At 66.1% G+C, this 11,219-nt stretch carries 9 protein-coding genes and 1 pseudogene; 6 read left to right on the forward strand and 4 right to left on the reverse strand.

Annotated elements, in window-relative coordinates; all coding sequences use genetic code 11:
* Positions 1–111: 111 nt before the first annotated feature.
* The 3 genes and pseudogenes from ACQRA4_RS12835 to ACQRA4_RS12845 all read right to left on the reverse strand — a co-directional run bounded on the left by ACQRA4_RS12835 (position 112) and on the right by ACQRA4_RS12845 (position 1,567).
* A complete protein-coding gene (locus tag ACQRA4_RS12835) occupies positions 112–291 on the reverse strand; it encodes a hypothetical protein (protein ID WP_427823460.1) in 180 nt (59 codons plus the stop codon).
* Between the two features lie 324 nt (positions 292–615).
* Positions 616–730: pseudogene (locus ACQRA4_RS12840) on the reverse strand (IS1595 family transposase); the annotation flags it as partial.
* 306 nt (positions 731–1,036) lie between these two features.
* Positions 1,037–1,567: a hypothetical protein gene (locus tag ACQRA4_RS12845; protein WP_427823461.1), complete on the reverse strand. Its 531-nt coding sequence runs from the start codon at positions 1,565–1,567 to the stop codon at positions 1,037–1,039.
* 111 nt (positions 1,568–1,678) lie between these two features.
* Between ACQRA4_RS12845 and ACQRA4_RS12850 the strand changes: the two genes are divergently transcribed.
* From ACQRA4_RS12850 to ACQRA4_RS12865, 4 genes are read left to right on the forward strand one after another with little or no spacing between them, the layout of a single operon-like run.
* Complete coding sequence (locus tag ACQRA4_RS12850) at positions 1,679–3,958, forward strand: ATP-dependent helicase (protein WP_427823462.1); 2,280 nt, start codon at positions 1,679–1,681, stop codon at positions 3,956–3,958.
* Position 3,959: 1 nt separating this feature from the next.
* Positions 3,960–5,036: a thiamine-phosphate kinase gene (thiL, locus tag ACQRA4_RS12855; RefSeq protein ID WP_427823463.1), complete on the forward strand. Its 1,077-nt coding sequence runs from the start codon at positions 3,960–3,962 to the stop codon at positions 5,034–5,036.
* A 2-nt stretch (positions 5,037–5,038) separates the two neighbouring features.
* The gene (locus ACQRA4_RS12860) at positions 5,039–5,962 is read left to right on the forward strand and encodes a glycosyltransferase (RefSeq protein WP_427823464.1); all 924 of its coding nucleotides are present in this window, start codon (positions 5,039–5,041) and stop codon (positions 5,960–5,962) included.
* Complete coding sequence (locus ACQRA4_RS12865) at positions 5,946–6,614, forward strand: class II aldolase/adducin family protein (RefSeq protein ID WP_427823465.1); 669 nt, start codon at positions 5,946–5,948, stop codon at positions 6,612–6,614. Before ACQRA4_RS12860 ends, ACQRA4_RS12865 begins: the two co-directional genes overlap by 17 nt.
* Here ACQRA4_RS12865 and hemW read toward each other — a convergent pair.
* A complete protein-coding gene (gene hemW, locus ACQRA4_RS12870) occupies positions 6,587–7,858 on the reverse strand; it encodes a radical SAM family heme chaperone HemW (RefSeq protein ID WP_427823466.1) in 1,272 nt (423 codons plus the stop codon). The genes ACQRA4_RS12865 and hemW overlap by 28 nt on opposite strands.
* Before the next feature lie 173 nt (positions 7,859–8,031).
* Here hemW and ACQRA4_RS12875 point away from each other — a divergent pair, with 173 nt between their 5' ends.
* A complete protein-coding gene (locus ACQRA4_RS12875) occupies positions 8,032–9,537 on the forward strand; it encodes a leucyl aminopeptidase (RefSeq protein ID WP_427823467.1) in 1,506 nt (501 codons plus the stop codon).
* Positions 9,534–11,066 (forward strand): uroporphyrinogen-III C-methyltransferase, encoded by a 1,533-nt coding sequence (gene cobA, locus ACQRA4_RS12880; protein WP_427823468.1) that lies wholly within the window; start codon positions 9,534–9,536, stop codon positions 11,064–11,066. The genes ACQRA4_RS12875 and cobA overlap by 4 nt, the downstream gene beginning before the upstream one ends.
* Positions 11,067–11,219 lie beyond the last annotated feature (153 nt).

Consider the following 11,219-nt stretch of genomic DNA (forward strand, 5'->3'; position numbering starts at 1 on the left):
GAATTTTTTTCACAAAAAATGAGAACGTGCCGGGGCAGATTTTCCGCTCTGGCGCGTTTTTTGTGCAGCCCGCGCGCTCTATTGTCCGCGTGTGTCAAAACGCACACATTTTCAGCCCTCGACTATCCATCCCACAAAGTCTCCGAAGCGGAAGACCTCCACCGCGTCCTCGCCAGGTTCGCCGGGGTACAATGGACGCTGCATGCCGGAAAGGGCAAGTTCCTTGCGCGCGATGGCCGCAGCCTCCGCGCCTTGCGCCAGCTTGGGAGCCCAGGTCAGGCAGGGCTGCATGTCGCTATCTGCGCTTTGTCCGCGCAAGCAAGCCCGGCTGGAGCGTGCAGGATTGCCCGCCCCGTCCGCCTGATGGCAGCCCAGGGCAAAAAGGCGCGGCAGAAAACGGGGCGGGTAAGCCCGCAGTGGGGAGGGAACCGGCCCCTCCCCCATTAAACCAAAAACAAAGTAGGGGAAAATGAAAATCGCACCGACCGACATCGCCACCATCTACGCGGGCTTTGTGGATAGCGGCGGCGGAAAGCATGTATGGAATGGCTCTTGACTCGCGGAGAGGTCCTCTCTGAGCGGTTTTAGCGCCAGAAGGCAAATGCCTATGATTAACCGAAACTCACACTCTTAACGAATGGAGATAAAAAGTTTGTTTTTGAAGACCTCCAAAACGAACCAGCCGGGTTTTGGCAACGCTCCAAAAGCTTTCTGTCTCGTTGATATATGACTGTTGAAACGTAAATTTCAGGTTGTTTCAAGGTCTTTGCGAATGGCTGATCTCACAATAGCTCTCTTTGCCAGATTTCATGTGAACGGGCAAAGAGAGGATATTTTATCATTCTTTTAGCAATACTCTCGAATTTTTTCGCGCTGGCAATGGAATGGGCGATTTTTGGAGGGAGCGCACCCATGCACATGACCGACAAAATTCGCGCAGTGACGCGGCCAGCGTGAAAAAGGCCGTTTTTGACGAATACTTGTGGCGGAACACAACCAGCAGCGCCTCTGACCAACAGCGCATTAGGTTCTGAGTCTAATGCACCGTCGCGCCGCCGCGCGCCGCCCCCTGGCCGGCCAGCGCCAGCCTGTCCGCCAGTTCCCTGCCGCCGGGCGTTTCCCGCCACTGGCCGAAAAGCTTGCGCCAGGCGCCGAACTCCAGAAAGCCCTGATCCAGTTGCTCTTCGTGCATCTGCACCCAGGCGTTGAACAACTGCATTTGAATCTGAAACGTGGCGCTTTCAAAAATGGCGGCGGCCATGTCCTTGGGCATGCTCTTGCCGTCCAGATTGTCCAGCACAAATGTGCACACCGCCCGGCGGGAGCTTTCAAAATTCGCCTCCTGACCGTTCATGTCTTCGGCCAGGGGCAGCAGGTGGGGGTAAAGCTCCCTGATGCGCTCCATGCCCTTGTGGGGCACCGCCAGAAAAAGCGGCGGCTCGCCATCCGGCCCGGCGGGCGCATCCGGTTTTTCGCTGATAAAATAAAAGCGCAGCCAGTTCTCGAACATCACTGCCTCAAGAACCTGCCATACGGCGCTTTGAAACTGTTCCTGCTGTTCAGGCATGACAGACCTCCGCTGAGCGTATTTGCCCAATGTAAACGCGGGACCGGGCCGCGTCAATGAGGGGCGGACGCGGCTCTGGCCTGTGCGCGCCGCTTATGCTAAACTGCGCCCATGATTGATTACGCTCAGGCTCTGAACGAAGCCCAGTACGCGGCGGCAACCAGCGGTGACGGCCCCGTGCTGGTTGTGGCCGGCGCGGGCAGCGGCAAAACGCGCACCATTGTCTACCGGCTGGCCTGGCTGGCCGAGCAGGGCGTCTCGCCCTCGGCCATGCTGCTGCTCACCTTTACCCGCAAGGCCGCGAGGGAGATGCTTCAGCGCGCGGGCATGCTGCTGGGGCAGGGCCTTTCCGGGGTGCAGGGCGGCACCTTTCACGCTTTTGCCTACGGCGCGCTGCGCCGCTGGCATCCCGCCTGGCTGGGCGAGCGGCCCTTCACCGTCATGGACGCGGCGGACATTACGGCGGCGGTCAAGCACTGCAAGGACGAACTCAGGCTGGGCAGGGGCGACCGCTCCTTTCCCAAAACCCAGAGCATCGTGGGCCTGCTGAGCAAGGCCCGCAACAAGGAAGTGCCCCTGGAGGAAGTGCTGCGGCGCGAGGCCTTTCACCTTCTGCCCCACGCCGAGGGCCTTGCCGCCCTGAGCGACGCCTACGCCGCCTACCGGCGCGAAAAGGGCCTGCTGGATTATGACGACCTGCTCTTCGAGCTGGAGAACCTGCTGCGCGAGGACGGCGCCGCCGCCACGGCCCTGCGCCGGCGCTTCAGTCATATTCTGGTGGACGAGTATCAGGATACCAACCTGGTTCAGGCCCGCATTGTGCGCCTGCTGGCCGGGCCGCCCCGGCTGGACGGCGGGGAGGAAAGCGGGGGCCGGAAGGCCGTCGCGGGCAACGTCATGGCCGTGGGCGACGAGGCCCAGTCCATCTATGCCTTTCGCGGGGCCAATGTACGCAACATTCTGGATTTTCCCAAACTCTTTCCGGGCGCGCGCGTCATCCGCCTGGAAGAAAATTACCGCTCCACCAAACCCGTGCTGGACGTGGCCAACAGCCTGCTGAGCCACGCGGCGGAGTCCTTCCGCAAAACCCTGTTCACCCGCAGGGAAGGCGGCGACCCCGTGCGGCTGGTCACGCCGCTCAGCGACATGAGCCAGGCCAAGCTGGTGGCGCGGCGCATCGGGGAACTGCTGGACAGGCATCTGCCCCATGAAATCGCGGTGCTCTTCCGCGCGGGCTTTCATTCCTACAATCTTGAAATGGCCCTCAATCAGGCGGGCATTCCCTTTCGCAAATACGGCGGCCTGCGCTATACCGAGGCCGCGCACGTCAAGGACGTCATCGCGTACGCCCGTCTGGCGCTCAACCCGCTGGACATGCCCGCCTTTACGCGGGTGGCGGGCATGCACAGCGGCATCGGCCCCAAGACCGTGCAAAAGCTCTATGCCGCGGCGCTGGCCGGGGACGCCGAAAACACGGAAAAAGCCTTCGCCCGGTATCCGGGGCTGCTGGAAGACATGCGCTTTGTGGACGAGTTGCGCGCCCGGCCCGCAAGCCCGGCCGCCCTGTTCGGAGCCGTGCTCGAACACTACCGGCCCAGACTGGAAAGCCAGTATCCCGAAGACTGGCCCCGCCGCCAGCAGGGCCTGGAAGAAATCATCCAGATGGCCGCCGCGTATACGGAGCTGGATCTCTTTGTGGCGGATCTGGCCCTGGAATCGCCCGAAGAGGACGAAAACGACGGCGAGGGGCGCATCACCCTGTCCACCGTGCATTCGGCCAAGGGCCTGGAATGGAATGTCGTGCTGATCATTGATCTGGTGGAAGACCGCTTTCCCTCCCGGCACGCGCTGGCCAGACCCGAAGACTTCGAGGAAGAACGCCGCCTGATGTATGTGGCCTGCACCCGCGCCCGCCAAAATCTGGAACTCTACGCCCCGGCGGCCATTTACAGCCGGGCCGAGCGCGGCAGCCTGCACGTCGGGCAGAGCCCCTTTGTGCGCGAGCTGGCCCCCGGCCTGACCGAAGAATGGGTGGAGGGCTTCGGCGGCGTCCTTTCCCGGCGCGGAGCGGCATGCGGGGGCCGTCTGCCGCCGCCCGCGCGCCCGGCGGTTCCGCTTCGGGCGCGCGCCCTGCCGGAGCATGGGGGGGCTGCCTTTGACGACTGCCAGTTGCGGCCTGAAACCCCAGCCCCGGCATGCGACGAACCCGCCGCGCCCGCCGTATCCGCGGCATCCGCCGCAGCGGACGCAAATCAGCTCTGCCACTGCCGCCACCGCATTTTCGGCCGGGGCAAGATAGTCAGGCATCTGCCGCCGGACAAGGTGCAGGTGAACTTTCCCGGTTTCGGCCTCAAAGTCATTCTGACAGAATACCTGCTCATGGAGAACTGACATGGTTCCGGCCCCGCCTTCCCCCCCGGCCTCAGCCCTTTCAGAAGACGGCATTCTGGCCCGCCTCGCCCGCCACTTTCCCCAGAGCCATCCTTCGCTGCTGCTGGGCCGGGGCGATGACTGCGCGGTGCTCAAGGCCGGGCGGCCCCTGTGCGTGAGCAGCGATCTCTTTCTGGAGGATGTGCACTTCCGCCGCGCCTACTTCAGCCCGGAGGATACTGGGCACAAGGCCCTGGCCGTCAATGTCAGCGATCTGGCCGGCTGCGGGGCCAGACCGCTGGGCTTCAACCTCTGTCTGGGCCTGCCGGACTGGGTGGACATGGCCTGGCTGGACCGCTTCTTCAGCGGCATGGCCGCGCTGGCCGGGCAGTGGCGCATGGTTCTGGCCGGCGGTGATCTTTCCCGTTGCGACCGCCTGCACATCAGCGTGACCGTCTGGGGCGAAACCGCCGAACCCGGAGGCTTTCTGGCCCGCGGGGGCAGCATGCCCGGCGACAGCCTGTTTGTGGTGGGGCATCTGGGGCTGGCCAGAGTGGGCCTGCATATGCTGGAAGCGCAGGGCCGCGCCGCCCTGACGCAATGGCCCGCCGCCTGCGCCGCCCATCTGCGGCCCGAACCCCAGGCGGATGCTGGCCTGATGCTGGCGCGCGCCGGTTACAACGCCCGCCCCCCGGCCCTCATGGATCTTTCCGACGGTCTCATCCGCGATCTGCCCCGCCTGCTGGGCCTCAGCGGCGAGCTGCGCGCCGGGGCGGACGCCCAGGCCCCCCCGCAGGGCCGGGGCCTGGGCGCGGCCATACTGCTGCCCCAGGGCCTGCTGCATCCCGAAGTGTTGCGTTACGCCAGCGAACAGGGGAAAAATCCGGTTCACGAAGCCTTGCTGGGCGGCGAGGATTACGCCCTGCTGGGTTCCTGCGCGCCGGACATGCTGCCCTCCCTGCACGCGGCCATTCCCGGCTTTTGCAGCATCGGCGCCGTCACGGCCGGAGGCGGCCTGACCTGCAACAACGAACCCCTGGACCGCCTGCGCGGCTTCGACCACTTTGAGGCTGACCCGGCGGAAAAAAGGACGGACTGAACATGCGCGCGCACCTGGCCGTGGTGACCTGGAACAGGCTCGCCCTGACCCGCATCTGCGTGGAAAGCCTGCTGGCGCTGACCCCGCCGGGCTATACGCTGACCATTGTGGACAATGGCAGCGAAGACGGCACGCAAGAGTATCTGCAAGGTCTGGCGACCGCGCGTCCGCATGTCCGGCTCAAGCTCCTTTCACGCAACATGGGCCTTTGCGTCGCATCCAATCTGGCCTGGGACGACGCGGCAGACGCCGACTATTGCGTCAAGCTGGATAACGATATCGAAATTCTGAGCCCGTGCTGGCTGGAGCGCCTTACCTCCCTGCTGGAAGACCACCCGCGGGTGGGCATGGCATCCTACAGATTCTGCCACTGGCACGAGCCGTCGCATCAGCCCCTGACCCTGCGCGACGGCGGCGCGGCGGAGCTGACCACCGTCTGCGGCGGGGGGTGCGTCTGCGTTCCCCGCGCGACGCGCGAACGCCTCGGCTTCTGGAATGAAGGCTACGGGCGCTACGGCCATGAAGACCAGGACTATTCCTGGCGGGCAAGCAAGGCGGGCTACGCGCTGGCCTCGCTCTCGCCGGACGGGGTGATCCGCCATCTGGGCTACGCCGAAGGCATGACGGACGCGGCCATCGAACGCAGCAAGATCACAAGCAATCAGTCCCGCCTTTCCGGCGAGGCGGCCTACCACCTGCATGTGCTGCTTTTTGAAGAGGGTCTGCTGCCCTTGCGAATGATGCGTAAATACCTGCCTGTGGAGAAGGACGGCCGCTTTTCCTTTGCGCTCAACCCCGCCTACAGGCCGGTGCAGAAACTGCTGACCCGCCTGGCCCAGACCGTGCCTGTGGACGCCTCCGGACGGCTTTCCCGCCTGGATTTGAGCGCCTGGCGACATGGAGAAAGGCATGACCGTGAATCCTGAACATCATATGGCCGTCCTGGAGGCCATGCGCCGCGTCTGCCGCGACGCATGGCGGCAGGGCATGCTCTCCGGCTGCAACGGCAACGTCAGCTGCCGTCTGCCCGCGCCGCGCGAAGGCCAGCTCTGCGTGACCCGTTCGGGCGCGGCCAAAGGCCGCCTGACGCCGGCTGACTGCTGTCTGGTGGACGCGCACAGCGGAGAAACGCTTGCCGGCGGGCCGACCTCTTCGGAACTGGGCGTGCATCTGGCGCTGTACCGCGCGCTGCCCCGCTGCCGGGCCGTGCTGCACAGCCATCCCCGGCATCTGCTGGCCCTGAGCCTGGCGCTGCCAAATCAGGGAGACCTGCTGCGCCTGCCCCTGTTTGAGGCCGACATCTGGCGCGCCCGTCTGGGCTTTGCCCCCGCGCTGCCGCCCGGCGGCGAGGCGCTGGCCCGGGCCGTGGCCGACGCGGCACGCAGGGTCGGGGCGGAAAAACCAGAGGGCGCGGCGGTCTGGATGGCAGGGCACGGCCTGTGCTGCTGGGGGCCGACCCTGACCGACGCCCTGGCCATCAGCGAAGAGCTGGAGCATCTGGCCGCCGTGCAGCTGCTGGCGCGTCAGGCGCGCGCGTCCGGGGCGCAAGGCTACGCCGACGGCCAGACCACGGGCTGAACCTCCGCCCCGTCGTTGCCGGCGGAGAGCGACCGGGGCGGCGCGGCGGAGGCCGGGGCGGCGGGCGGCAAGGGTTCTTTGAGCACTGCTTCCGTGCGTTCAAACAGGTTGGACAGAATGGAATTGGACACCAGCATGCCGTTGCGGGTCAGGCGCAGATAGCCGTTGCGGATGCGGATCAGGCCGTTTTCATGCAGGGCCTGGATCAGACGCTGGTGGTCACGCAGAAAATCGCGTCCCGTCAGTTTTCGGTAGGCCTTGAGCCGCAGGCCGCGCGAGGTGCGCAGGCGCAGCATGATCAGCTCCAGCACGCGCACTGTGGGGGTCAGGTTTTCCACTTCCGCGCCCAGTGAGCCATCACGGGTTCGCGCCGCCCAGGCCCGCTGGCTGGCGGGGTTGGTCCAGCGCCGCCCCGCGATGGTGGAGGTGGCCGACGGCCCCAGGCCGAGGTAATCCGCGCCTTCCCAATAGCCCAGATTGTGGCGGCACTGAAAGCCCATGCGCGCGAAATTGGAAATTTCATAGTGCATATAGCCGTTGGCCTCCAGAAAGGCCGCGCCTTCCATGAACATGATGTTCTGATCCCGTTCGGGCGGCAGCGACAGCCGCCCCTCCTCGCAGTCGAGTTCCAGCGGCGTGCCCGGTTCCAGGGTCAGGCCATAGGCTGAAATATGATCCGGGCCCATCCGCACGGCGTCCTTGAGCGTTTGCAGCCACTGGCGCACGCTCAGGCCGGGCAGGCCCCACATCAGGTCCATACCGATGTTGGCGCAGCCCGCCTCGCGCGCCGCAAAGACCGCGTGCAGGCTGTCCCGGGCCTTGTGCGGACGCCCCAGCAGGCGCAGCATGTTTTCGTCCAGACTCTGAATGCCGATGGACAAGCGGTTGACGCCCGCCGCCAGATACTGCCGCACGCTCTGCCCCCCCCGCAGAGATTCGGGATTGGCCTCCAGGGTTATTTCAGTCTTGGGGCTGAGCGTAAAACAGCGGGCCAGGCGCTCCAGCACGATGCCCACAATGCGCGGCGGCAACAGGCTGGGCGTGCCCCCGCCAAAAAAAACGCTCTGCACCTCTGTCCCGCCCAGGCGGTCGCCCCAGTGGGCCAGCTCCAGCAGCAGGGTGTCCAGATAGTCGCGCAGCAGCGGCGACGCGGCGGGCTCCACGCCCGCGCCCAGCGGGATGGAATGAAAGGCGCAGTAGTTGCAGCGCGTGCGGCAGAAGGGAACGTGAATGTAGACAAGCATGTACTTTCCGTTGCCAAAATAATGGCGATAAGCTGAAATTTGCAAGGATCGTGCCTGACAGCGCGGGCGCGCGCCGCCTCCGCGCTTGGCAAAAACAGCGGCCCGGCGTATATTCAAACATTCAGCTTTCAGCGCGACGCCGCGACGCCCGCATTCACGAGGAGAACCCGTCTATGGATATACGCTTCCAGAATCTCGGCCCCGAACAGTGGAAAGCCGCCATCATGCTGGCCCCGGCCTGCGAGGGCGAAGACATCCTACGCCAGTGCCCGGCGCTGGACAAGGCCGCGCCCTGGCTGGCCGTGGCCCCGGCTCTGCGCGACTTCAGGGGCAGGGAAGGCGAACTGGCCCTGCTGCACGGCCACCCGGAACTTGCCGTGCCGCGCGTGCTGGCCGTGGGCCTGGGGCCGCGCGAAAAAACGGACATCGGCAAACTGCGCGCGGCCGTGGCCGCCGCCGTGCAGCGCTGCCGCCAACTGGGCCTGGATTCCATCCTGCTGCCTGAACCGGCCCTGGCCCACCTGCCCGGCGGTCGGGAACGCCTGGTGGAGGAATGCGTCTACGCCGCGCAACTGGCCCTCTACCGCTTCACGGCTCTGAAAAAGCCGCAGGAAGGCGAAGCCGCCGACCCGCAATGGCTGGCCCTGGGTTTTGACGGCCAGTCCGTGCCTGACGGCGCGCACGCGGCGGCCCGCCGGGGCGAACGCGCGGCCAGGGCCGTGAGCCTGGCGCGTGATCTGGCCAACACGCCGGGCAATCTGCTCTATCCCGCGAGTCTGGCCCAGCGCGCCGCCGACCTGGCCCGGGAACTGGGCTTCTCCTGCACGGCGCTGGACGAGGAGGCGCTGGCCGCCGAAGGCATGGGGGCGCTGCTGGCCGTGGGTCAGGGTTCGGCCCGTCCCCCCCGCCTGGTGGCGCTGGAGCACGCGCCCAGGGGGCATGAACAGGACAAGCCGCTGATTCTGGTGGGCAAGGGCATCACCTTTGACTCCGGCGGCATCAGCCTCAAGCCCGCCGCCAACATGCAGCAGATGAAATGCGACATGACCGGCGCGGCGGCGGTGCTGGCCGCCATCGCGGCCCTGGCCGAGGAAGACGCCCCCCGCCGCGTCATCGGCCTGCTGGCCTGCGCCGAAAACATGCCCGGCGGCAAGGCCACGCGCCCCGGCGACGTGGTGCGCGCGGCCAGCGGCGATACGGTGGAAATCACCAATACGGACGCCGAAGGCCGTCTGGCGCTCTGCGACGCCCTGGCTTATGCCCAGAAACAGTGGACCCCGACCGCCATAGTGGATATCGCCACCCTCACCGGCGCGTGCGCCGTGGCGCTGGGCACGGAACTGGCCGGGCTGTTCTGCGACGACGAGGACCTGGCCGAACGCGTCAGCGCCGCGGGCGGCGTGGGCGGCGAAAACTACTGGCGGCTGCCCCTCTGGCAACCCTATGCCGAGCAGCTCAAAAGCGAGGTGGCGGATATTTGCCACACAGGCCCGCGCGAGGGCGGGGCCATCAACGCCGCGCTCTTTCTCAGGCATTTTGTGCGCGAGGGCGTGCGCTGGGCGCATCTGGACATCGCGGGCGTGGACTGGAACGCCAAAAAAACCTCGCTCTGTCCGGTGGGCGCGTCGGGCTTTGGCGCGCGCACCCTGCTGGAACTGGCCCGTGGAGGCGTGCAATGAAAGTCTATCTTCTGGGCGCGGGCCCGGGCGATGCCGGTCTGCTGACCCTCAAGGCCAGGGATGTTCTGGCCTTGGCGGATGTGGTGGTCTATGACGCCCTGGCCAATGACAGCCTGCTGGGCCATGCCCGGCCCGACGCCGAGCTGATCTATGTGGGCAAGGTGGCGGGCAACCACGCCATGCCCCAGCAAGAGATCAACGCCCTGCTGGTGCGCAAGGCCAGGGAGGGCAAGGTGGTGGCCCGCCTCAAGGGCGGCGACCCCTATATCTTCGGACGCGGCGGCGAAGAGGCCGAAGAACTGCTGGCCGCGGGCGTGCCCTTTGAGGAAGTGCCGGGCATCAGCAGCACCATCGCGGCTCCGGCTTACGCGGGCATTCCCCTGACCCACCGCGACTTCGCCTCGTCGGTGACCATCATCACCGGGCACGAAAATCCAGACAAGCCCGGCTCGGCGCACAACTGGCAGGCTCTGGCCCGCAGCGCCTCCACCCTGGTCTTTGTCATGGGTATGAAAAACCTGCCGGAAATCACCCGTAACCTGCTGGATGCGGGCATGGACCCGCAAACCCCGGCGGCTCTGATCCATCGGGGCACCACGCCGCGCCAGCGCAGTCTGGTCGCCCCTCTGAGCGGGCTGCCCCAGGCCGCCCGGGACGCGCGCTTCGCCAATCCCTCGGTAATTGTGGTGGGCGGGGTGGCGACGCTGCATGACAAGCTGAACTGGTTTGAGCAAAAAGCCCTGCTGGGCAAAAGCATTGTGGTCACCCGCGCGCGGGAACAGGCCAGCGGCCTGGCCAACAGCCTGACGGAACTGGGGGCCGAGGTCATCCAGTGCCCCACCATTGAAATCCGCCCCCTGCCCGACTATGCGGCGCTGGACGCGGCCGTGGCCCGGCTGGCGGACTACGCCTGGCTGATTTTCACATCCGTGAACGGCGTGCGTCATTTCTGGCTGCGTCTGGAAGCGGCGGGCAAAGACAGTCGGGCGCTGGGGCCCTGCAAGGTGGCGGCCATAGGCCCGGCCACGGCTGACGCCCTGCTGGCGCGCGGCATCCGGCCCGATTTTGTGCCTGAACGCTATGTGGCCGAAGGCGTGGTGGAAGGCCTGCTGGCCCGTGAAGACGGACGGCTGGCCGGCAGGCGCATTCTGCTGCCGCGCGCGGCCAAGGCCCGTGACGTGCTGCCTGTGGAACTGGGCAAGGCCGGGGCGGTGGCGGACGTGATTCCCGCCTATGAAACGGTGCCGGCGGCCGGCCGCAGGGATGAGGTGCTGGAACGCCTGGAAGCGGGTTCGCTTTCCTGCGTGACCTTTGGCTCCTCCTCCACGGTGGAGAACTTTCTCAGCCTGATCCCGGCAGAAAAGCTCAGGGCGCGCCCGGAAATCCGGCTGGCGGCCATCGGCCCGGTGACGGCCCGCACCCTGCGCGAGCACGGTCTTGAGGCCCACATTCAGCCGAAGGAATACACCATCCCGGCCCTGGTCGACGCCATCACGGAATACTTCACGCAAAAGCGCGCCGCGCTTTGAGGTCGCCATGCCCCTGAAAATCGCCATACTGGCATCGGGTGGAGGAACAAACGCCCAGGCCATGATAGACAAGGCCGCGGCAGGCCTTCTGGATGTGGACATCCGCCTGATTCTCAGCAACAGACCGGACGCGGGCGTGCTGGAGCGCGCCCG

Origin of the sequence: Desulfovibrio sp. SGI.169 (assembly GCF_050313595.1) — a bacterium.
Lineage (GTDB): Bacteria > Desulfobacterota > Desulfovibrionia > Desulfovibrionales > Desulfovibrionaceae > Desulfovibrio.

Excerpts from the sequence above, each read along its gene's own strand:
- ACQRA4_RS12835 (WP_427823460.1), bottom strand. The coding sequence starts at position 291 with ATGCAGCCCTGCCTGACCTGGGCTCCCAAGCTGGCGCAAGGCGCGGAG.
- ACQRA4_RS12845 (WP_427823461.1), bottom strand. The coding sequence starts at position 1,567 with ATGCCTGAACAGCAGGAACAGTTTCAAAGCGCCGTATGGCAGGTTCTT.
- ACQRA4_RS12850 (WP_427823462.1), top strand. The coding sequence starts at position 1,679 with ATGATTGATTACGCTCAGGCTCTGAACGAAGCCCAGTACGCGGCGGCA.
- thiL (WP_427823463.1), top strand. The coding sequence starts at position 3,960 with ATGGTTCCGGCCCCGCCTTCCCCCCCGGCCTCAGCCCTTTCAGAAGAC.
- ACQRA4_RS12860 (WP_427823464.1), top strand. The coding sequence starts at position 5,039 with ATGCGCGCGCACCTGGCCGTGGTGACCTGGAACAGGCTCGCCCTGACC.
- ACQRA4_RS12865 (WP_427823465.1), top strand. The coding sequence starts at position 5,946 with ATGACCGTGAATCCTGAACATCATATGGCCGTCCTGGAGGCCATGCGC.
- hemW (WP_427823466.1), bottom strand. The coding sequence starts at position 7,858 with ATGCTTGTCTACATTCACGTTCCCTTCTGCCGCACGCGCTGCAACTAC.
- ACQRA4_RS12875 (WP_427823467.1), top strand. The coding sequence starts at position 8,032 with ATGGATATACGCTTCCAGAATCTCGGCCCCGAACAGTGGAAAGCCGCC.
- cobA (WP_427823468.1), top strand. The coding sequence starts at position 9,534 with ATGAAAGTCTATCTTCTGGGCGCGGGCCCGGGCGATGCCGGTCTGCTG.